The organism is Laspinema sp. D2d (genome assembly GCF_025370755.1).
Classification (GTDB): Bacteria; Cyanobacteriota; Cyanobacteriia; order Cyanobacteriales; family Laspinemataceae; genus Laspinema.
In genome coordinates this window covers 19,760-42,690 of sequence record NZ_JAMXFC010000002.1, presented here as the reverse complement: position 1 = coordinate 42,690, position 22,931 = coordinate 19,760, and the positions used below count along the sequence as shown (strand labels likewise).

Annotated in this window: 13 protein-coding genes; 5 read left to right on the top strand and 8 right to left on the bottom strand. The window is 43.4% G+C overall.

All coding sequences use genetic code 11. The annotated features are described in order from the left end of the window. Positions 1-5: 5 nt before the first annotated feature. From NG796_RS01660 to NG796_RS01640, 5 genes are all read right to left on the bottom strand, one after another. Complete coding sequence (locus NG796_RS01660) at positions 6-1,016, bottom strand: FkbM family methyltransferase (protein WP_261204184.1); 1,011 nt, start codon at positions 1,014-1,016, stop codon at positions 6-8. A 51-nt stretch (positions 1,017-1,067) separates the two neighbouring features. Continuing rightward, the gene (locus NG796_RS01655) at positions 1,068-2,705 is read right to left on the bottom strand and encodes an FkbM family methyltransferase (RefSeq protein WP_261204183.1); all 1,638 of its coding nucleotides are present in this window, start codon (positions 2,703-2,705) and stop codon (positions 1,068-1,070) included. Between the two features lie 71 nt (positions 2,706-2,776). Next, positions 2,777-4,834: a glycosyltransferase family 4 protein gene (locus NG796_RS01650; RefSeq protein ID WP_261204182.1), complete on the bottom strand. Its 2,058-nt coding sequence runs from the start codon at positions 4,832-4,834 to the stop codon at positions 2,777-2,779. Continuing rightward, positions 4,831-7,629: a TylF/MycF/NovP-related O-methyltransferase gene (locus NG796_RS01645; protein ID WP_261204181.1), complete on the bottom strand. Its 2,799-nt coding sequence runs from the start codon at positions 7,627-7,629 to the stop codon at positions 4,831-4,833. Before NG796_RS01645 ends, NG796_RS01650 begins: the two co-directional genes overlap by 4 nt. Before the next feature lie 107 nt (positions 7,630-7,736). Beyond that, the gene (locus tag NG796_RS01640; RefSeq protein WP_261204180.1) at positions 7,737-9,227 is read right to left on the bottom strand and encodes a glycosyltransferase; all 1,491 of its coding nucleotides are present in this window, start codon (positions 9,225-9,227) and stop codon (positions 7,737-7,739) included. Between the two features lie 448 nt (positions 9,228-9,675). On the opposite strand from NG796_RS01640, the gene NG796_RS01635 reads away from it, so the two are divergent. After that, complete coding sequence (locus tag NG796_RS01635; RefSeq protein ID WP_261204179.1) at positions 9,676-10,467, top strand: aminotransferase class IV; 792 nt, start codon at positions 9,676-9,678, stop codon at positions 10,465-10,467. A 99-nt stretch (positions 10,468-10,566) separates the two neighbouring features. Beyond that, positions 10,567-12,405 carry an ATP-dependent zinc metalloprotease FtsH3 gene (ftsH3, locus tag NG796_RS01630; protein WP_317619255.1) on the top strand — a complete coding sequence of 613 codons (1,839 nt, stop codon included), beginning with the start codon at positions 10,567-10,569 and terminating at the stop codon, positions 12,403-12,405. Here ftsH3 and NG796_RS01625 read toward each other — a convergent pair whose 3' ends face one another. Continuing rightward, the gene (locus NG796_RS01625; protein ID WP_261204178.1) at positions 12,406-12,687 is read right to left on the bottom strand and encodes a hypothetical protein; all 282 of its coding nucleotides are present in this window, start codon (positions 12,685-12,687) and stop codon (positions 12,406-12,408) included. Positions 12,688-12,841: 154 nt separating this feature from the next. On the opposite strand from NG796_RS01625, the gene NG796_RS01620 reads away from it, so the two are divergent. After that, entirely contained in the window at positions 12,842-13,024 is a 183-nt protein-coding gene (locus tag NG796_RS01620) for a hypothetical protein (RefSeq protein WP_261204177.1), read from the top strand. A gap of 186 nt (positions 13,025-13,210) precedes the next feature. On the opposite strand, the gene NG796_RS01615 is transcribed toward NG796_RS01620, so the two are convergent. Beyond that, positions 13,211-15,466 (bottom strand): serine/threonine-protein kinase, encoded by a 2,256-nt coding sequence (locus tag NG796_RS01615; RefSeq protein WP_261204176.1) that lies wholly within the window; start codon positions 15,464-15,466, stop codon positions 13,211-13,213. Between the two features lie 404 nt (positions 15,467-15,870). Here NG796_RS01615 and NG796_RS01610 point away from each other — a divergent pair, with 404 nt between their 5' ends. Continuing rightward, on the top strand, positions 15,871-16,539 hold the full coding sequence (locus tag NG796_RS01610) for a bifunctional 4-hydroxy-2-oxoglutarate aldolase/2-dehydro-3-deoxy-phosphogluconate aldolase (protein WP_261204382.1): 669 nt from the start codon (positions 15,871-15,873) through the stop codon (positions 16,537-16,539). 127 nt (positions 16,540-16,666) lie between these two features. Continuing rightward, positions 16,667-17,182, top strand: a complete 516-nt coding sequence (locus tag NG796_RS01605) for a L,D-transpeptidase (RefSeq protein ID WP_261204175.1) — start codon at positions 16,667-16,669, stop codon at positions 17,180-17,182. A 157-nt stretch (positions 17,183-17,339) separates the two neighbouring features. Here NG796_RS01605 and NG796_RS01600 read toward each other — a convergent pair whose 3' ends face one another. Next, complete coding sequence (locus NG796_RS01600; RefSeq protein WP_261204174.1) at positions 17,340-22,658, bottom strand: AAA family ATPase; 5,319 nt, start codon at positions 22,656-22,658, stop codon at positions 17,340-17,342. Positions 22,659-22,931 lie beyond the last annotated feature (273 nt).

Below are 22,931 nucleotides of genomic sequence, written 5' to 3'. Positions count from 1 at the left end.
AAGAATTACAAACTTTTCTGATCCCCCAATAAATTAAGCCAGTCTCCAGTGATATGATTCCGAATATTTTTTATGATCGGAAGAGAATCCAAACCCTGATTGGCCAAATCAGGAAGCTGTGCCAGACTTTCAACGATATTATTTGCAAAATTATAGGATGGGTCATTCTTGCCATAGTGCAGCGTCAAATGCTCCAATAATTGCAGACTAAAGTCTGGAAAATCCAGCATATCCGCTAGGCAAGCTAATTTAAAAAGTTTTTCCGGTGTTTTGAAAGGGGTCGTGATATCTTCTTGAAGTAAATCTCGCAAGTAAAAAGCGTCTCCCCAAAGTAGTTGACCAGAGTTAGCCGTTGAGGTAATCGGCGATCGCGCCCGAACTCGACAACCCCCTTTCAAAGTAAACAGAGTAAAACCTTGACTTCTGAGATAACTATCTACTTCAGCAAAAAGCGGTTGATTGACATAAACTTCAGAAAACCACACTTCTGCTTGAACCGCCAAAACGCTTTTAGAGATAATCTGAGATGCGCCTTCCAATATCTCCAGTTCGGCACCTTGGACATCTAGGGTAATAAAATCTATTTCCTCAATGGCTTCGGATTGACAAAATTTATCGAGAGTAGTGGTTTCAATTTCTATGGAAAAATCTAAACTCGCAACTTCTGGAAGCTGGTGGAATGATTGTAAGTAAGATTCTTTGGGTAAATACAGGGAACTACACATGGGATTCTTGGTAACGTACAGTGTTGCTTCACCCACTGATTTTCCCAATACCAAGGGAATATGTTGCTCATTCCAATTAACTTGACGAGATTCTAAATCAGCATTGGCTTCATCACAAGCATCAGCATCAGCGTCAAATCCATAAATGCTCAGATTGGGGGCAAATATGCTCCATCCTAAGTTTCCATAGTCATCTTCCGGGCTTAATTTCCGAGATCCCACGTTACAGACTGTCATGTAAATTCGGTCTAAATGACAACTTTTCTTTAAGCTTTCAATCACTAAAGACATGAAGTAAAATCCTTTAATTGTAAGATACTTTGACGGTCAAGTTAATCAATCTTAATAAAATTGATTAACTTTTCTTTCGGGAACAGCAATTATATTCAGATTATCTTGACAATCTTCCTCGGCTATGATCGGAACTAACTCGGGTAAGTAGGGCCGATAAAGAAATAATTTATACCCCCGGCTTTTGAGATAGCTGGCAACAGGGAGGTTACTTCCTTTCGCCCCGGCGATGTTTTCATAAAGAATTACCGGGGCAAACTCCGATAAGATACGGTCACTGCCCACTAAAACGGCGAGTTCGTGACCTTCAGCATCAATTTTCATAAAATCAACTTGGGTCAGATTTTCTCGCTCGATTAGACTATCCAAAGTAAAGCAGGCAACTTCTTGATAAGAGCCGGTTTCTATTTCATCACCTATATTTTCCGCTACGATTTCGTTTAATTCACTCGACTCACTCAATGATAACCTGACTGTTCCGTTGCGATCGCTCGCTGCACCTGCACAAATTGTAACGGAGGAAAGATTGTTAACTCTACAACTTTCTTCTAAGCATTGAATACAACCCCCAAACGGTTCGATCGCAAGTACACGACCCTCTGAACCGACCTGGTGTGCAGCGCTAAAGGTATAAACTCCCACATTAGCGCCCACATCAATAACTGTCATCCCTGGTTTAATTTGACTACGCCAAAACTCCATTTCTTTCTCAAACCAGTCTCCCTGTGCAATCAACATACTGGTAACCATGCTCCGACCAGTCGGTTCAACCGCCAAGAGCAATTTTGTTTCAAAAGGTAGATAAGTAAATGGGCTTTCTATGGGCAAGTTAGTCCATTTTAATTCTAAGCTATCTATATTATAAACGCTAATAAGATAACATAAATTTTTCCAAAACTTAGCTGCTTCTATTTCTTGTGCCTCTCGCAAAATTAAATATAAAGTTTGAATTAATTCTGGAGAAAAGAAAAAAGGAATTTTTTCTTGAAGTTTGTTTACAAAACATAAACTTTTGGTGTTAAAAAATAATTGACGTTCAAAATTTATTTTTTGCAAGATATAAAATAATAATTTTTGAACACCTATTTCTAATAACTCAATTCTTTTTTTTGTATAGGTAATGACGACATCTCGACGACCGATTGATTCCATTTCCAATCGTTCAATTACTTCTTCTAACAACCAAAGCGTTTGAATATAGCCATTATTACATTGTAAAACTTCACTCAACCGATCATTCCTGGTGCAGTCAACTGATAATAAAGGGGATGGTAAGTAAGCAATACTGGGAGCAATTGTTTTCAAATCAACATAAGCAGATTGCATGGCCTCATCGAAAGTAGAGAGGGCCAAAGGAATCCCTGCATTTACTTCTCCATTCAAGGTAAACAGCAAGGCGAGGTGTGCCGCACAAAGAGGGTCATCTCCCTCCATCTCTGTCCCCTGAACTAGGGATTCATAGGCAATTTCGACATACATTTCTTTTAGAGATAAATCCTTGGATTGCTCTGCCTCTATTAAGGCTAAAACCGCAATATTATTTAGTTCTCTAGCCGATGTTGGATTTTCCCATGATGTATTCTTAATGCTTGCCTCGATATCGGGATTAGACAAAAATTCTGGTTTGATATTAGGAGAAACTTGTTTTACATATTCCCAATAATTAGTATAAAAACTAGAATTCTTCATAAAAATAACGCTCCAGCTACTAGCAAGTTTGAGTATCGAAGGGAATCTTGTCATTCCCGTTTATATTTATATTATCGCAGCATCCACGCGCCATCTTCTCCCCTGACAACTCGCCGATCGCTCAGGCTCTCTAAAGGGTATGGGAGGAGATTTTCGGCTTGAATCCGCACCGTGGTCTCCTTATTCTCATTTTTCATCAATATTTTACCATGAACACGAGGTAATAGTGCTTTCCACTCGGTTTCGGTTAATTCTGTAACCACAGAAATATCAGGGCCATCCTCTATGTCTAATTCTTCTTCCATCAAAAGACTCATAATTACTCCTGATACTGCGGCATCTACCTCTTCCTCTGTAATATTATTAGTATCTATCAGAAGAGTCATCACACTTTTGTCGGGGTGAGTGGCGATCGCCCGAATAACACTCGCCAATTCCTCAAGCAGAGGCTCTTCCGGCTGACTCCAGTCTGGAAAAATAATTAAGTTAACCGCTCTTAATCTCAGATTGTTAGTAAATTCAATCTCTTCTTTTTCTGAAAGATGCCCTGAACGGAACATCAATTCTATCAATTCAAGCAATTCCTGGGCTTCAGCAAAATCTGGCACAGCACGAATCACTTCACTGATTGATTGTTTTGCTAAAGCAATGTTATTCACCTTTAGGGCTATTTGCGCCACATACCACCCAATCCGCCAGTGATTACAACCTAAGTTAATGGCTTTGATAAATTCTGTAAGGGCAGCATCATACTTTCCTTGCCATTGGTATCTCAATCCCCACCAGAACATTAGGTAACCATCATTTTTGTAATAATCTTGATATTGGGAAATTCCGCCTTCTCCAGTTGCCAACAATGTGGAAGAGTTAGCAATTTTGCGATCTGCCTCAAATAACTCTTCAATGTTGTCCGAAGTCTGACTGACTTTAAATTCAGGAGCCGTATCGCCCAAAGATTCAATAAAACATTCTGCTCCAGAAAGTTGTTTGGCCTTTCCTGTCACATCTTCAAGAGAAATGAGTTGGTCAACTTGACGATAGCCCATCATCACCCCCCAAGGGCGATCGCTCTTAGGAAATTCTATCAGTTTTTCGTAGATGGGATTAAGTTTCTTCGCTGCATTTTCTGCCCCAAAAATTTGTTTAGCATATTCCCGTGCATTACCTCCCAAGCGCGCCCGTTCTTCAGGATGATGATATAAATATTCAATAGCCTGTTTGTACTCTAATTCACTGTGGACAATTAAGCCCGTATAGTCATTAGACACCAATCGTTTTATGCCCCCGTATGGGAAGACGACAGGGGGAACTCCAGCGAACATGGCTTCTTGCAAATTTAACTCTGCAGCTGCATAAGTATCCTCGCCAACGGGATAGCCGTAAATATCTAAATTCTCTAATACGGATTTGATATCTTCAACAAACCCCCTAAATTCAAATCGGTCCGCAGCGCCTAAAAGTCCTGCTTGCTGCTTGAAATAACTTTGGAAAGGACCCCCACAAACAATAAACCGGACATTTGGAATATTGATCGCTGCACTCATCGGGACATAATTGGGGTGCATTTTGGCTAAGTTAACAGTGCCAATGTAGCCGACATTAAAGCTGTCGTGAGGTTGGGGTTGCAAGTTAGACAATCGCTCAAAATCTGTTCCATCATAAACCATACCAATTTTGTGCAATCTAACTTCCGTTGGAAGACTGTGAAACACAGGTAACTCATAGGAGTAGGGATTGCAGGCAATGGCAAAATCTGAGAACCCGACCAACTTTTCCGTGATGACTTGGGGCGGGCGATCGCCTGCAATATGAAACCACATAAGTAGGCGCATTTCGGGTAGTGGTGACCGCAGAAATTCATAAAGCTGAGGATTATTCCAAAAATGAATTTGGACGATATCTGCGGTTTCTATTTCCTGCACAAGCGTTTCCCTGTCAGGCGCATTAATTACCATCATTCCCGCTTTGGTGACCTTTTCAAGGGCATCCGGCATACCAGGAGCTAATGAAATGACGCTATGCTTAAACTGCCCACTCTCAGAGGAATACTTAGCTGTTGCCATCATAGACAATGCGGCCCCGCCAATGCCCAATGATTGAATGATATGAAGAATTTTAATAGGTTTCATAATTCAGTATTTTCATGAATAGGCTTGCGATATACCCGAAGAGTAGAAAAAACCCCAGGGATAATGGGAAGTTGAGCTTGAGTTTGGGTGGGATCCGTGGGATATAATAACGGAATATCTATCACTTCACACCCATAAGTATTTTCCATTAATTCCTGACAGGCTTGCCTAATTCCCGGTTCTTTCTCCAATCCGTGATGAAAAAAGATGGCATCTCGATTTTCATCATTGAGCGGTGGTAAATAGTCGTGAAACACTAAGAGTCCTCCAGGTGCCAGAAGTGGATAATAATCCAAAACATCTTTTCGTACTCCTTCGTAGCTATGATCACCATCAATAAAAATGACTATGGGTAGGTTGCTGTCTCGCTCGAAGATAGCCTGTAATTCAGGAGCAGCTTGATGGGAGAACATCGGCAGATGGGTCACATCTAGTTCCAAGTTTTTAAGAACTTCGTATAGCTGAGGTTGTCCTCCAGGTTCTACCGCAAATCCGTGAAATGGGTTAGCAATCCGTTTAAAAGCTCGCCATGTTAGAAATAGAGAACTTCCCGCAAAAGATCCGATCTCTACAAACCGTGAAAGCGAGGAGACTTTGGGTATCAAATTTCGCAAAACGTAATATAACTGAAAGCGTTCATTACATGACATTTGGCTGTTCAGACCATGATTAACCGGATCGTCTTCTATAAATTCCTGAACTAATTCGGGGGGGAATAGGGGATTGATGGGAAATTTTTCTCGACAGTTACACCAGACTCCGGTTCCGTCAATCGGATGAAAATCAAACTTAATTTTACGTTCTTTTTCAAATTCGTGAATCGCTTGACGACACCCCGGCCAATGACCATAATCGTCAACCTGAATAATACCTTCATTGACGATGCGATCGTATAAATTATCCAAAATGCTTTTGGTCGATTCATACCAATCGCCATCCATGTGTAACAGGGAAATCATGCCAATGGCATTGCGGACTGTTGGTAAAGTATTTTGAAAATAACCTTTGACGGTTTGAACAATATCCAAAACCCCTAGTTTATGGCAAATCTCCACAACGCTGGTTTCTGGAGCTGCACAAGTGCCAGTTCCCCAGCCGGTGGCGTCGGCAGGAATGCCATTGAACTGATCGGCATCTGTAGGGACTGGCATTCCATCAAAAGAATCAAAAGCATACAGCCAACGACGTTGCTTTGTATAACGTTTGATAACACTGGCTAGTAAACCCGTGGACCCTCCCCCAGCAACGCCACACTCCACAAAATTACCGGGAATATTTTGCAAACAAATGTATTTTGCCAGAGAAAATAGAGAATATAACCGAGCTTCGCTCAACATCGTATAGGGACGAACAACTTGGAATAACTCCTGAAATTCTGCATCTTCGATCTCTCCCGACACCAGTTGCGGGTATTGCTCTACAAGTTTATCCAAAAGTTCCCGAGCTTCAGTATTTCTACGGAAATATCGAAGTTCTTCATACAGGCATTCTAGGGCGGATGCCAGTTGGTTTACTCGGAGAAAATAAAGGGAACGCAAATAATCCTGGCCGATTGTAGGTTGCTTTAAAGCTTTAGCTTGGTTCAGTAAATGAAATGCTTCTTCATGGCGATCGCCATTTAGTGCTTGGCTGGCTTTTTTTAGGAAATCACCCACAACCCCAGGCCAAATTTCGCCTAGCAATAACTGGGCTTTTTTGTGGTCAGGTATTAGAGTTAATAACTGATTCAGCGTATCTACCGCCGCTTTCGGACGTCCCAAGCGTAACAACGCGATAGCCTTCCCATAATTAAGGTGGGGAATATCTGGGTGAACGGCGATCGCCTTCTCAAATCTATCCAAGGCTTCTGCATTATTGCCATCATTCAGGCTGGCGATCGCTTGTTGAATCAGGGTAAGTTGACCCTGATTATGATTCACTTGAATTTGTCCGCTAAACATAGTTTTTTCGGTAAACTCATCGGCTTGATGGTCGCGAATTATAAAATGAGGGTGCTTAAGGGGAAACACCATCGCCTCTGTGGGCAAATTTCCTAGGGTGTTACTACCTTGGGTGTGAGTGGCTTCTGCTGTAAAGCCGATATTAGAAACTAAATTAACATTCGGGAGAATTGTTAATCCTCCTTGGGCCCAACAACAAAATTGCCAAGGATAATCCCAGGTATCTATTTCGCGATCGTAAACATTTTGAAAAATATGTGACCAGCAACGACTTGCGTGCTGGTCTTGCAGAATATCTTCAAGCCAATTTCCCTCTCGAACTTTCGGCCAAAGTGTCATTTTGTTATCATAATGCTGCCATGCTCGACGCCATGTTGCCCAACCCCAAGAATGTGCATATCGAGAAAAGTAGTAACTGTCATCTTTATGTGGGTGTTCAAACTGAAAATTATCTCCGGAAATCGCCATAATTTTCTCGTTATCCCGGTATATTTGTAATAATTCCCAACAGAAAGGAAAGAAACTTGGATGAGGAAGACAGTCATCTTCTAAAATAATGGCTTCTTCAACCAGAGTAAATACCCAATCTAGTCCGCTAAAAATTCTTTCCCGACACCCTAGATTTTTCTCAGCATAATTAGTCAAAACTTCGCAATCCCAGTCAACCCGATTTATTATTCCCCTTACCTCTATACATTTTTCTGCTTCTCCGGGACGATCTCGGCGAGGGCCATCAGCAATGACTAATAACTGATGAGGTTTGGCTTGCCGAATTAATTCAAATACTCTCTCAGTCGTTTTAGGTCGATTGAATATAATAAAACAAACTGCTTTGGGTGAATAATTTTTTTTCATTTTTATAAATGTAAATTATTTGAATTTTCCGTATTATTACAAGCCTTATGTGCTTGGTGATTAACAGTAATTTTTACCCTAATTTTTTAGTTAATTAATCCTTGAATTTATATTTTTTCTAAATCCTCTGATGTAAGTATCGGGATATTTTTAGGGATTGCATTGTTCTCTTGATGTTCATCCAATAAAATGCAACCCCTTATTTGATTCCACAAAACTGACCATTCTTTTTCGCTTAGTTCTCCTAGGGGAGCAATTACTAACTCCTCTATCTGTTCTAAATTGTGTTCCATAAATATTTTCATAATTACACTCGATAAAGCTAGATTAGCAGATTCTTCAGAAATATTTCTAGTATCAAGCAACAAGGCTTTATTTAAAGGATTGGGTTGACTAGCAATTTTAATAAGTATAGATTCAATTTTTTGCAAAAGTACATCCTCGGGTTGCGACCAATCTATACAAATTATTAAATTATTTTTTCTTAACTCAAATCGATTAATTAATTCTTTTTCTATATATTTTTTGATGCCAATTTCAATAATTTTCCATAAATTTTCGATACTATTTTCTATGGAAAAATTACTGCAAACTCGTTCTCTTGCTGCTTTACCTAGCTGGGATGCTAATTCAGGATCTTCTACTAATTTAATCATGCAATCAGCCATCGAGTCTATATCAGCTTCTTCAACTAAAAAGCCTGTCTTTCCATCGATCACTACTTCTGGAATGCCTCCACTCCGAGTTGCAACGACTGGTAAACCCGAGGCTCCGGCCTCTATAAACACCACCCCTAATGCTTCACATTCTCCATCAGATTTAGTCATGGAATGCTGGATAAAACCCCTCGCATTTCGCATGATTTCTGCTACTTCTGTCGGTGTCTTAATTCCTACAAAATTAATAAAAGGAGAGAGTTTAAGTGCTCTTGTTATTTGCTTACAAGTCTCTAGTAAAGGGCCAGTACCCACTACAATCAAACGAGCATCCGGGTGACGTTCTATCACTTTTTTAAAAGCTAAGATACTCAAGGGAGGTGCTTTGAGATCGACTAAGCGCGAGACGGCTAGAAAAATGGGGGGTGATGTGGCTGGATTCGCATCGCAAAATAGTGAGGTGTCGACACCATACGGATTAACGATCAGCTTGTCTTGAGGCGCACCCATCTCTAGCAACTGTTTTTGAATGAAAACCGTTGGTGCTATAACCGCTGCTGCTTTTTCAAACAGTTCTAAAAAGCGCGTTCCCATGCGCTCAAGTACATCATCAATCTGAGTATCGCCCCCATGAGTATGGACGACTAGGGGCAATCCCGCTTCTTCACAAACGTCGATAAGTCCTACGCCTACCGGAGCATATTCTGCTAGGACAGCTTCTACCTGATTATCCCGCAGGAATTGTTTTAGGCTCAACATATCCTGCAATGGTGGGGAACTTCTGTGAAGTACAATTACTTTCGCCGGTAAGCGTTCGATATGGGCGTGAATGAAGGTTTCAGAGTAGGCGTTTTCATTGGGATGAACAATACATATCACTGGCTCTTTTCGCTCGCTGAAGATAGAATCTATACTTTTGGGTTTGCGAGTAGTTTGACCCATTTTAAACATTCCTTAATAAAATATAATAGATAATATATTTGCCTAAAAATGAAGAGGTTTTCATATAAATTTATATCAAATATTAGTGGTTATTTTAGTAAAAACTTTAGTTGCTTTTGTCAGTTAATTAAAAAATAATTGACCTTTAATTAATGTTGTATTGACTGTTTAAAAGGAGCTTATAAAAAGTTTAACCGTACTAGAAAACACCGATGAGTTGATTGCTCCGATGGAAATCCCTACAAAAAGCAAACGAATTTTCTTCATCCGTCGTTAGCGTAGCATGTTATATTTTCTTTTTGGTATTTTTCCTCTGAATAACCCATTACTAATCCTATGCTTAGGTAAGAAGTTTATTTTTAGTCCAGTGCCGAATCTAAAAGTCAGCTTACCCTCTGGGCCTAAAAAAGCGATCGCCCCTCTACTAACTTTCCTTTGAAAATCCCCCATGTTCTTCTACAACGGCACTTTGCAAGACTTTAGCACCATCGAACTCTCAATTACTGACCCGGCTCTCCTATATGGGGCCACTGTTTTCACGACTCTACGGGTTTATGAGCAATCCTTGGATTCTCCCCTGACTGGATGGCGGGCGCACTGTCGGCGGTTGAAATCTTCTCTGGAACCCTTCCAGTGGCCTGAGCCGGATTGGGAGCGGGTGCGGGAGGGGGCGGAGTTAATGATGGCTTGGTGGCCAGTTTTGCGGATTGCGATTTTCCCGGATGGGAGAGAATTAATTCTAGGGCGAATTTTACCACAGGAGTTGGCGATTCGTCAAGAGGTTGGGGTGAAGGCTTGGGTGGCGGCGGATTCTTTGTTTATGCGATCGCTCCCTACTCATAAAACGGGCAACTATCTCTCCTCGTGGTTGGCGTTGCAAGCTGCTCAACGGGAGGGGTGTCAGGAGGCGATTCTCGTTGATGGTCAGGGGAATTGGTTGGAAACGAGTACGGGGAATCTGTGGGGATGGCGGGAGGGGCGGTGGTGGACGCCGCCTATTGAGGTAGGGATTTTACCCGGGGTGATGCGATCGCAACTTCTGAACTGCCTAGATGCTCAAGGTCATCCCGCTATCCTTGAACCCTGGACAGCCGACGTGGTGAGCGGGTTTGAAGCCTTAGCTTATAGTAATAGTGTGGTAGAAGTCATCCCGATCGCTGAAGTCTTCTCAGAAAACCAAACCCGCCTTTATCCCTCATCCCATCATGGGTTCAGCCAATTGCGTCAGCTTTTTCTATAGCAGTTGCCCCGCAAATTCTGATAATACGTTAACATTAGTTAACAGAGTAGAATAAAAATACCCCAAACACCCCCCAATCCAGAACTAGGAGGACCGCTGGTGAATAAAAAATGGAGAAACGCCGGACTATACGCAATGCTGGCGATCGTTGTCATCTTCTTGGCAACAACATTTTTTGAAAATCAAACATCAAACGAGGAAACCTGGCGCTACAGTCAGTTTATCCAGGAAGTTCAAAACAACCGCATTGATAAGGTAGTCATTACCTCCGATCGCTCCCGAGCCCGAGTCACCGCTCAGGATGGGAAAAAGGTTGTAGTCAATTTACCCAACGACCCGGAACTGCTCAATATCCTCACTGAGCACCGAGTCAATATTGAAGTCTCCCCCCAAGGCGATGAAGGCTTCTGGTTTAAGGCGCTCAGTAGCTTATTCTTCCCTGTTCTCCTCTTAGTGGGCTTAGTCTTCTTGCTCCGTCGTGCTCAAAATGGCCCTGGTTCGCAAGCGATGAACTTTGGCAAATCGAAAGCGCGGGTGCAAATGGAACCCCAAACTCAAGTCACCTTCGGGGATGTCGCCGGGATTGAGCAAGCCAAGCTAGAACTGAGCGAAGTCGTAGACTTCCTGAAAAATGCCGATCGCTTTACGGCGGTTGGTGCCAAGATTCCCAAAGGTGTTTTATTAGTCGGCCCTCCGGGAACCGGCAAAACCCTCCTGGCAAAAGCAGTGGCGGGTGAAGCTGGCGTCCCCTTCTTCTCCATTTCTGGCTCAGAATTCGTGGAAATGTTTGTGGGGGTCGGTGCCTCTCGCGTTCGCGACTTGTTTGAACAAGCCAAATCCAATGCTCCCTGTATCGTCTTTATCGATGAAATTGATGCCGTAGGTCGTCAACGGGGTGCGGGTTTAGGCGGTGGCAATGATGAGCGCGAACAAACCTTGAACCAACTCTTAACCGAAATGGATGGGTTTGAAGGCAACACCGGCATCATTATTATTGCCGCTACCAACCGTCCCGATGTCCTTGATGCGGCGTTATTGCGTCCGGGTCGTTTCGATCGCCAAGTGGTGGTCGATCGCCCTGACTATGCGGGTCGTCGGGAAATCCTCAACGTCCATGCTCGCGGTAAGACCCTCGCGAAAGATGTGGACCTAGACAAAATCGCCCGTCGGACTCCCGGTTTTACAGGTGCTGACCTGTCTAACCTGCTCAACGAAGCCGCGATTCTGGCTGCACGACGCAATTTGACCGAAATTTCGATGGATGAAATCAATGATGCCATCGATCGCGTCCTGGCTGGACCCGAGAAAAAAGACCGGGTAATGAGTGAAAAACGCAAAACCCTGGTTGCCTATCACGAAGCAGGTCATGCTTTAGTCGGTGCCTTGATGCCGGATTATGACCCTGTGCAAAAAATCAGCATTATTCCTCGGGGACGTGCGGGGGGGTTAACCTGGTTTACTCCTAGTGAAGAACGCATGGATTCGGGTCTGTACAGCCGGTCCTATCTGCAAAATCAAATGGCAGTGGCCCTGGGTGGTCGGATTGCTGAAGAAATTGTCTTCGGTGAGGAAGAAGTTACCACGGGTGCCTCCAACGACTTGCAACAGGTGGCACGAGTGGCACGGCAAATGGTGACTCGCTTTGGGATGAGCGATCGCCTGGGTCCAGTGGCCCTCGGTCGTCAGCAAGGCAATATGTTCCTGGGTCGCGATATCATGGCGGAACGTGATTTCTCTGAAGAAACCGCCGCAGCTATTGATGATGAAGTCCGCAACCTGGTGGAACAAGCCTACGGACGTGCTAAAGAGGTGCTGGTTTCCAACCGTGAGGTATTGGATGAACTCTCCCAACTCTTGATAGAGAAGGAAACCGTTGATGCCGACGAATTGCAAGAGTTGTTAGCCAACAGCGATGTGAAAATGGCGGCGATCGCCTAATCAGCGCACCCTTACAGGCAACTCGGCGAGGTATAAATAGTGGGCGGCCTGTAGGGGCGCTTCGCGAAGCGCCCCTAGAAAAGGACCCCAAAACGGGGTGTCTACGATCACTGTTGCACCACCTCCCAAATGGATGAAAAAAACCCGGTTTCTGAACCCGCACCAAAGGGCCAAGAAACCGGGTTTTTGCGATCGCTCTTGCCAAATTGTCCCAAATTGCGGAAAGAAACCGGATTTCTGAAGCCCTGCACCAGGACGAACAACCAGTTGTGCAAATGGCACAATCCTTTTCTGGTGGGGAGAGATTATCTCCCTAGAACCAGGATGATCAGGAAGTAGACGCTCTTGAAAGTGACACCACAATGAGAGACGCCAATCTGGGGGTTTGGTTATTCTCCGTTATAGAAAGTCAATCTAAAACGGAAGGAAGTCAATCATGCGTTTATCTACCTCAGTCTTGGTGTTCAGTCTAGTTGTTTCTACGGTTGCTGTGCAATTCTCTGGATTTGCTGCTGCTGCGCTGCAAAGGGGTGAGTCCGATCGCACTGCTGAGATTTTAATCTCTGCTGAGTCCCGCTGTGGTCTTCATGATGGTCGTCGCTGCGACGATCGCTCGTAGTCTAATTGTTATCGTCGAGATTTGGTCAATTTTATGGCCCGATCGCCTGGTCAAAATTGAGGTTTGGTCTATTTTGAAGAGAAATTCTTATTCCTTTATGGATCTGGCTGTCCTAAAGGGTGCAATACAGAAATGGCCGCATAATTAACAATAAAACGTTAATCTACCGCCTCACTTGAATACAGTTTACCGAATTCCCCAGATCCGAATGGTGCGATCGCCACTGCCGGAAGCGAGTCTACCCCCATCCGGACTAAAAACAATAGATTCGACCCATCGCGAATGTCCGGATAAGGTTTCTACCAGTTCTCCACTGGCTAAATTCCAAAGTTTAATTCGACCCGTTAACGTACCTCCAGCAATGGTGTTGCCATCGGGACTAAAGGCTACAGAAAACATGGTTCCCGCATGACCCGAAAAGGAACTAATTTCTTGCCCTTTATTCAAATCCCATAATTTAATGGTATTGTCTGCACTACCGGAAGCCAGCATCTTGCCATTGGGACTAAACGCTACAGAAAATACAGTTCCTACATGGCCCGAAAGTTGCTGCTTTTCGGTTTGAGCTAATCCAAATTCTGTGGGTTCAGTGCCGATCGCCCATAATTTAATTGAACCATCCTGGGAGGCACTAGCTAAGGTTTTTCCATCGGGACTGAACACTACAGAAAAGACTGTTCCTAAATGACCATTTAACGTGCCAATGGCTTCCCCTGATTCCAGATTCCACAGTTGAATATTCCCCTCTTCCGAACCACTGGCTAAAAGTTGACTATCTGGACTAATCGCAATGGAAGAAACGCCCAAAGATGTACCGGCGATGGTATAGAGTAATTCTCCCGTCGCTAAATTCCAAATTTTAATCGTTCCCCCATACCCATTACTACTACTGGCTAGGAGCGTTCCATTGGGGGCGATCGCCACTGATGAAACCATTTCTCCGGCATCAGAATGTCCAGTTAAGGTGCGAATTAAAGTGCCCGTTTCTAAGTTCCAAATCTTAATCGTGCCATCAAAACTTCCCGAGGCGATCGCCCGTCCATCGGGACTCACGGCTACCGATCGCACGTCTTGGGAATGTCCCGTTAACGTATTGGACAACTTGATATCATTAACCGCAATGGTTCGGGATAATTGTCGGTTGCCCGATGCAGAAGCCGGTAATATTTTCCCAGCTTCTGCCTTACCTGGGGCCGAATTGTCCGGGGAATTAACCGAGGCGATCGCCTCGGGCAAGCCTCCATCCGTCCCCATCCCTCCAGAAGTCGCTCCCGTAGCCTCTGAGAGCGATAAAACGTTCTGGGTGACTGCCAAAGTTGCTTGATCGGCGACTGCCCCCGCATTCCCTACCTTAGAGAGCCCAAACTGATACAAATTCACTTGAGTGACCGCAACCACCCCAAACAGCACCACTCCGCCCCCCAGGACCAATTGCATTTTCCACTGTTCCAGCTTATTTAACAGTCGGTTTGCGGGCTTCAACACCGTAAAACGGCCCCGGGATTTCCCTCGCGAATGCAACATCAAATCCAGTTCGGCTAACCGTTGCAAAATCACCTCGGTACTTTGGGGGCGTTTTCCCGGTAACCGCGCCATCAATTCATCGATAAAATCTGCTAATTTCGGGGAAATATGAGGGGCTGCTTGTCGCCAGCGTAATTCATCATTGAGCGGGTCATAAAAATCCAGGGGATGTTTCCCGGTCAGTAACTGCACAAATGTCCGCCCTAACCCAAAGAAATCCGACTGGGGAACCGGCTTGCCATTTTCCTGTTCGGGCGGTGCATATCCTTTAGAAGAAATCACCGTTCCCTGTTGTCCTACCGCCATTTTCGCCAGATAGGTTCCGCTGACTTCCCGGGCGGAACCAAAGTCAATTAAGGTTAATTGTTCAGTCCCAAAGGCTTTGATTTGCGCGGGGTCGCGCAGCATAATATTGGCCGGTTTAATATCGCGGTGAAAATACTGCTGATTGTGAACTTGATGTAAGATTTCTGTAAGCTGCAATAACCATCCGACTGCCTGTTGTTGGGTGATGGGTTCCTGGTTCCGAGTGGCTAACCAGTCCTCCAAATTCTCCCCCTGGATTTTTTCCATCACCAGGCAATGGACGGGGGTCTTGCTATATCGAGGGATAAAGGTAAAATAACCTCCCGGTTCCACGGCGGGAATCCCGGGGTGTCTGAGGCGTTGTAAAACCGCTGCTTCTTGTTTAAATAAAGTAATCGCCTTGGGATTTTGTTCCGTTAGCACTTTCAAGACCTTGGCAAACCCGCGATCGTCTACTTCAAAGGTTTGTCCAAAGCCGCCGGTCCCCAGTAGTTTCACGATCCGATAACGTCCTGCCACAACAAGTTCTGAACCGCATTGGCGACAAATGCGATTGTTAGCATTTAAGGGGTCTGCGGGTCTGGGACAGTAGGGGTTGATACAGTAGCTCATGGATGGCTACGGGCTTGCAATATCCCGGCTATAGGCTGATTAGGGATGCCTGGGCTTTTTAATATTAGACTTAATTTTAGGGCGTTCATATCATCCCGATGAATTAATTGAGCGGGAATCTTGACAACAAACGGCGGTCCCAGGTTGGTAAATGGTGTTATTTGCCCTAGGGGAACTGGGTAGAGTGGAAGAAGGGGGTTGAACGGGCAGATTGCCAGAAAATTTACCCGATCGCGAGGGAATGCTCTGTGCGGTACGCTCCTTCCATTAGGATAACAAGGAGCGCTGAGGAAAGGGAAACGCGTTTGATAAAGCAAGAATCACAGGTAGAGGACCGCAAGGATTTTGAGAGTAAGGGTTTTGAATTCTCCTAAGAGGCCAGATTGTAGAAACGTCAAAGGATGATGTCTGAAAAGTCCTGGTTAAAATTATTACAACACTATCGTGCGATCGCCGTGATTCGTGCGACCACCTTTGAATTGGGGTATGAAATGGCCCGGGCGGTTGCCAGAGGCGGGATTCACCTGATTGAAATTACCTGGAATAGCGATCGCCCTGAGGACCTGATCGATATCCTGCGATCGGATTTACCCGAATGTACGATTGGCACGGGTACTCTGTTAAATCAGGGGGATCTCAATCGGGCGATCGCTGCCGGTGCTCAATTCCTGTTTACCCCCCATACTGAACCCACCCTAATTCAAGTCGCTGCGGCTTCTGGAATTCCCATTATCCCCGGGGCCCTTTCTCCTACCGAAATCGTCACCGCTTGGCACGCTGGGGCCAATTGCGTGAAAGTGTTTCCCATTTCCGCAGTAGGTGGACCCCACTATATCCAAAGTCTCCACGGTCCCCTCGGTCATATTCCCTTAATTCCCACCGGCGGAGTCAATCTCCAGAATGCCCTCCATTTTCTCAAAGCCGGGGCGATCGCCGTCGGACTCTCCGGGGATTTATTTCCCAAACAGCTACTCGCTGAACAAGATTGGGATGCCATCTCGGACCAAGCCCGAATCTTGACCTTTTCTATCCAAAACTTTAATAATAATGAGATCAGCCCCTCCGGAAATTAACCCGTTCGGGATTGTAGCTAACTCCTAAATAAAAGTACCCATCCTACAACTGACGTACTCATTAACACAATACGCCATTTTCAACAACTCCGTTGTTGATATAAATTGACTTCCACAGTGAGGAACTATGAAAAAAAACATCAGATGCATCCGCCTGAGTCCCGTTCGTTTGTTGGGCGCAATCAGTGCCTTGACCCTCTCTGCGTTCTGTGGCTTTTCTCAACCCCAAGTCGCTCAAGCCGTAGAGCATGACCGGATTGCTAGAATGATGCTCGATTTGCAATCCTCCCCGGACCGCTGGATTCAAATCGACCTCACGGAACAAAAATTAATGGCATGGGAAGGCAATAAAGTCGTCTATGCCGTCAGTGTTTCCACAGGAACCGAAAACCATGCCACCCCTCCGGGAACCTTTGCCGTTCAAACCAAGTATGAAGTCACTCGGATGCAAGGGGAGGACTACGATGTTCCTGACGTTCCATTTACCATGTACTACTATGGCGGGTATGCCATTCATGGTGCCTATTGGCATAACAATTTTGGCACACCCATGAGTCACGGTTGTACCAATGTCGCCGTCAATCACGCGGAATGGTTATTTAATTGGGCCGAGGTGGGAACCCCGATTGTAGTTCATCATTAAAGGGAAGATTTATTTCTCATTAATCCGGAAACCACAGCAAGTCGTTACTACAAACTCAGAAAATCCTTCTTCAGTTCGTAGTAACGACTTCAGTCGTTCTCCCTAAACCTTGTTTTTAAGGGTTCTTCTGTAACCACAGAAAATTTCTCCACTTAGTTTATTTCTGCTTCAACACCACAAGGGTAATATCATCAAATATTTTTTGATCTTCAATAAATTCACGTAAGTTTTCAATCACAATTTTGCGAACCTCTTCCGCAGAATACTGCCAATTTTGAGAAACCACGTCGCAGAGTCGCTCTAACCCATACTGTTCCCGAGCCATATTAGAGGCTTCGGTAATTCCATCGGTATAGAGAACCACTCCATCTCCCGGATTTAATTTAACTTCAGCTTGAGTAATAAAATCAGCGATTTCTGTCACTAAACCAATTGGAAATCCTAAATCAAGCGTATCAATTCGCTCAATCTCTCCATGAGCGCGAACGATGATAATCTCTTCATGTTGTCCGCTAATCTGCAACACCCCATCCGCATAATCTAATAACACTAACGTTAGATTTTTATCAGAATTCATCCGCTCCACATTATCATAAATAGTGCGATTAATGGTACTGAGAAATTTAATATAATCCGTTTCATTATTGGCGAGAAGGGTTCGCACAGCGGTTTGCACCATCACCATCACCATCCCGGATTCTAATCCATGTCCGGTGACATCACCAATACCAATTTTGATGCGTCCGTCATAATTAAGAACATCATAATAATCTCCCCCAACTTCATCAGCCGGTTCCATAAACCCCGCAATTTCTAAATTAGAAATTTGCTGCAATTCTTCCGGGCGAGGAAGCATTTTCTGTTGGAGTTGCCGAGTGATGTCGAGTTCGGCACTCATGCGGAGATTGTCTGATTCCAGCCTCTCGTTCAGGGCGCTGATTTCCTCATTTGCAGAAGCGAGTTGGGCGGTGCGTTCGATGACTTTATCTTCGAGATTGCGGTACAGTTGAGCATTTTCAAGTGAAATAGCAGCTTGGGAGGAAATCACCTGCAAAAGTTCAATTCGTTCTGGGGTAAAAGCACCTGTGGCTAAATTATTTTCCAGGTAAATCACTCCGCTTAGTTTTCCCTGATTGATAATAGGTGTGCAGAGAATAGATTGGGTTTGCTGTTCTTCAATGTAGGGTTCATGAATGAAAATTCCCTGATGGCAAGCATCAGCCAGGATAACAGTTTCTTGAGTACGAGAGACATATTGAATGATAGAAGCAGGGATGAGAGGATTATTTTCCAAGGCGAGAGATTCGAGAATTTGAACCTCGCCATCGGATAATTTAGCGGCTTCTATCTTGAGTTGATTATTGCTAGATAAAACTAAAACTCCTTTTTGAGCACCCGCATTTTCAATCGCTAAATAAAGTAATTGAGCCAGGAGCCTATCTAGGTTAATTTCACTGGAAATGGCTTGATAGGATTTGATGACTGTAGAAACATCTAAGACTTGAGTGGTCGTATTTGAGGTTGAAATTTTATCGATGCTTCCTATGGTTGTTATCCCATCTGTGGGGGGTTTTACCAAGTTAGAGAGCAAATCGGGATACGCTTTTTCAAGCTGATTGACTTTAGCGATCGCCCCCCATTTTTGATAAGCATATCGAGCATCTATTAAGTAAGGCTTTGCTAATTTGGCTTTACCTTTCCCTAGATAAAATTGGGCTGCCAGTTCGTTGGCTAGGGCTTCAATTGGGAGTAATTCCTGTTCATGGGCTGATTCAATAGCGCGATCATAAAGTTCCACTGCCTCCCAGTCGTTTCCAGAAATTCGAGCCATTTCTGCCGAAACCAGTAAAAATTTATGTAAAAAGTTTTCTGGACAGTTTTCTGCCCAGTGCTTGAGTTCTTGATGGTTCTGATTAATGCTGGACCAATTGCTTTCTCTTTCGCTTAAGTTTAGAGTAGTGTGAAGCTTTAATAAGGTTAAGCATTCCCAAAATTTATGTTCAAAAATCAAGAGTAACCCTGCATGAGAATCAATATATTTTGAGGCTTCAGTTAAATGTTCTTTAGCTTCAAGATATTGTCCATCTAGGTAGAAGATTTGACTTAGATTTACTCCCCAAATATGTCTACCCGATCGGGTAACGCTTTTCGAGGAATTTTGTTGAAATGTTTGTTCGTTAAATTGAGAGTCGCTAAGGCTTGTCAAATCTTGGGTCAACCCCTGCAAAGCCCGAGCCATTTGTTGATAAAAAACTAATAAGTCTTCAAAAATTCTATAATTATTTTTTCCTACAAAGCTAATATAGTTGATTATTTTACTTTCATATTCGGTTAAACTGATTCCTTGAATAAAATAAATAACCGCAAGATGGAGAGCAGTAAAAGTTGTAAATACTATCTCTCCAAATTGAATTCCTAAAAAATAAGCTTTTTCTAAAAGGGTCAAACTGGTATTCAAAGGTTTGCTCCAATTATTAATATAAGCTCCCACGTTATTATATATTTTATGTTTGTAGGGAGAATTATAACCTTCAATCATTTCAAGGGCCAATTGCCCAAACTCGTAACCCGTTTGAATTTCATTAAAAGCTGCAATTAAAACCACGCCATAGGCACTATAGACAAATGCCGATATATCAGATTTACCAAACTCAATCGCTAAGTTGGTTGATGTTAAAACTATTAAAGGAAATAAGTTTGGGTTGGGTGAGCTTTGGATAATCGGAGAACATAAATTACTCATTAAAGTTAAAATAGCTTTTGATTTTTCACTGTTAAGCTCCGGCTGATGTATTAAATTTTTAATTAAATTTTTCTGACAATAGTTTTTGATTTTCTCTTGTTCTCGATTCAACATTTTTTTAATTTCTAAATCTGAATCAGGCAGGGAAATTCCCAACATACTTAATCCATGCATTCCAACTTTAATTGCGTTAAAATTTTGTCCTAAATTGGTATAAATAATAACTTGAATGTTGTAAATTGCTGCCCGATCTAAAACGTTATTGGCATTATTTAATATTTCTTGAAAATTGACTTCTGCTTGTTCAAACTGGGTCAAGAAATACTGACATTCAGCTTGATTTTTGTAAATTTCTAGGGTTAAGTGATAATGAGAGTCCCAACAGGGTTCGGGTAGCAGCCTTTTGGCGGTTGTAAAATATTTTAAAGCTGTTTCGTAAGCGGCGGCTCCTTTGGCTTTTTGACCCGCCTGAAGGTTCAACTCGATTAGTTGTAAGCCCTCTTGCCTTCCCCTGATCAAGGGTTGGCTAATATTCAAATGGTTGACTATCTCAAAAAGATGTTCGTCTCGTTCCCTGGAAGGGATATGCTCTAAGAGAAGTTGCCCAATTTTCAAGTGAATTTCTTGTTGGCGTTCTTCAGAAATTAGGGTATGGGCGGCTTCTAGGACGCGATCGTGTAAGAATTTGCACTCAATATTTAACGAGGTAGAGGGGTCGAAGTTGCGATCGCTGACTAACCATTGATAAATCTCACTCTGGGGAACGATTAATCCCTCTTGAATCACTCCGAACAAATCTGCGGCAGTTTCGGCTAGGGACTTTTCATAAACCCAAGACAATAGGGTGAGATTAAATCGGCTGCCGATACAAGCGGCTAACTGAATTAATTCCTGCCCGGTTGGGTCTAAATTATAAATTTTCTTGACCATTAAATCGACAACGTTAGCAGAAATTTGGGCTGATTTAATATCTTCTATCTGCCACTGCCATGCTCTAATCTGCTTATTGAATTCTAATTTTCCTTCATCGTACAGGGATTGCAAGAGTTGGTTGACAAAAAAAGGATTCCCGTTGGTTTTTTCTAGCACTAACTCAGCCAAGGGCTGAACAGGATCCGGGTCACTTTGGAGGGTGTCACCAATTAACTGAGCGATCGCCTCTCCAGTCAAGGGTTCCAAAACGATTGAATTAATCCGGGTTCCAGTGGATTCAATATCATCTAGGGTCAGCCTCAACGGATGCCCTAAGTTCACCTCATTATCCCGATAAGCCCCAATCACTAAAAAATATTCCTGATCGGAATGACTCATCAGTTCTTTCAGCAAATTCAAAGAAGCCGTATCAGCCCATTGCCAATCATCAATAAACAAGACCAGGGGATGTTCTTCATGACAAAAAACTTCGATTAATTGTTTAAAGACTAAGTTAAATCGATTTTGCGCTTCTGTAGGGGGTAAGGAAACAACTAGCGTTTGAGGGCCAACGATCGCTTCTAGTTCTGGAATTACATCAATGATTACCCGTAAGTTAGAACCGATGATAGTTTGTAGTTTTTCCTGCCACTGGCGGAGGATTTCTTCACTTTCCGTTAACAATTGTCGCATCAAATCAGAAAACCCTTGGAGAAAGGCAGCATAAGGAATATTGCGCTGGAAGAGGTCGAATTTTCCGGCAATAAAATACCCCTGCGATCGCACAATCGGTTTATGCACTTCTGCCACTAAAGCTGACTTCCCCAGTCCGGAATATCCCGACACCATCACCAGTTCCTTACCCCCTTGACTGACTCGTTCAAAGGCATTCAGCAAGGCATCAATTTCTCGGTCCCTTCCGTACAAGTGTTGAGGGATTTGAAACCGATTCACCACATCTTGACTCCCCAGAACAAAGGGTGTGATTGTTCCCCTCTGTTCTAGCTGACTCAAGCAACTTTCTAAGTCCGCTTTGATCCCCGATGCACTTTGATAGCGTCGTTCTGCCATCTTCTCTAATAATTTAAAAATTAGATCAGAAAGAACTAAGGGAATCTCCGGATTCACTTCCCGAGGGGGTAACGGCAATTTAGCTAGATGAGCATGAACCCATTCCATTGGATCGGTACATTCAAAAGGTAGGCAATCGGTCAAAAGTTGATATAAAGTCACCCCCAAGGAATAAAAGTCCGTGCGATAATCCAGCCTTCGATTCATCCGCCCAGTCTGTTCTGGGGACATATAAGCCAGAGTACCTTCTAATTGCCCTAAATTGGCAATCCCCTGCGTTTCTTTGGACAGCCGGGAGGCAATTGAAAAATCGGTGATTTTAACCTGCCCCGTTTCTAAATTAACAATAATATTTTGAGGCTTAATATCTTTATGAATAATTGACAATTCATGTAATTCTTCAATACCTTGAGCAATTTGAATCGCTACTTTTAGGCGATCAATTAAAGATAACCCTCGCTGCATAATCACTTCCAGGGCATTGTTACCCCCAAAATCTTGTTGAACAATGATTAAGCGATTTTGATGTTTCTCTAAACGCCGGTATTCTACCAGATGAGGACAATTCAGACCGTGAGCCAGATGATATTCATGGTTAAATTGAGCCAGTTCCCGGGGGGACGGATATTCTGGCCCTAGTACCTTCAAAATCACTCGCTCTTGATCGACCTCTGAATCGGCACGATAAACCCAGGTTTCAATAGTTTGATACAGTTGCTCTACAATCTGGTATCCTGGAATAGAAATCATTAGATTTTTTGGATAAATAAAGGATTTAGAAGTTGGTTTTTAGCGAAATCTCAAACAAAAATCTAGGCTTAAATAAAACGGGAAATCTCAGATTTAGTAGATGAAAATTTACAAAAATTTTTCTATACTTTAGCCTATGGATACTTCGGTGTCAAGTGCAATTGATAGAGCGGGGTTAAGCGAAATCTGACCGATCGCGACCCTAAATTATTTGAACAATTCCTCCACGTTTTAGGCTCTGGTAATGCGCACTGGGGAGCAAAAAGCTCCCAC

What these genes read in the sequence shown, in the direction of transcription:
- NG796_RS01600 (WP_261204174.1), bottom strand. Translation starts at nt 22,658, where the DNA reads ATGATTTCTATTCCAGGATACCAGATTGTAGAGCAACTGTATCAAACT.
- NG796_RS01615 (WP_261204176.1), bottom strand. Translation starts at nt 15,466, where the DNA reads ATGAGCTACTGTATCAACCCCTACTGTCCCAGACCCGCAGACCCCTTA.
- NG796_RS01650 (WP_261204182.1), bottom strand. Translation starts at nt 4,834, where the DNA reads ATGAAACCTATTAAAATTCTTCATATCATTCAATCATTGGGCATTGGC.
- NG796_RS01645 (WP_261204181.1), bottom strand. Translation starts at nt 7,629, where the DNA reads ATGAAAAAAAATTATTCACCCAAAGCAGTTTGTTTTATTATATTCAAT.
- NG796_RS01655 (WP_261204183.1), bottom strand. Translation starts at nt 2,705, where the DNA reads ATGAAGAATTCTAGTTTTTATACTAATTATTGGGAATATGTAAAACAA.
- NG796_RS01605 (WP_261204175.1), top strand. Translation starts at nt 16,667, where the DNA reads ATGAAAAAAAACATCAGATGCATCCGCCTGAGTCCCGTTCGTTTGTTG.
- NG796_RS01640 (WP_261204180.1), bottom strand. Translation starts at nt 9,227, where the DNA reads ATGGGTCAAACTACTCGCAAACCCAAAAGTATAGATTCTATCTTCAGC.
- NG796_RS01610 (WP_261204382.1), top strand. Translation starts at nt 15,871, where the DNA reads ATGTCTGAAAAGTCCTGGTTAAAATTATTACAACACTATCGTGCGATC.
- NG796_RS01635 (WP_261204179.1), top strand. Translation starts at nt 9,676, where the DNA reads ATGTTCTTCTACAACGGCACTTTGCAAGACTTTAGCACCATCGAACTC.
- NG796_RS01660 (WP_261204184.1), bottom strand. Translation starts at nt 1,016, where the DNA reads ATGTCTTTAGTGATTGAAAGCTTAAAGAAAAGTTGTCATTTAGACCGA.
- NG796_RS01620 (WP_261204177.1), top strand. Translation starts at nt 12,842, where the DNA reads ATGCGTTTATCTACCTCAGTCTTGGTGTTCAGTCTAGTTGTTTCTACG.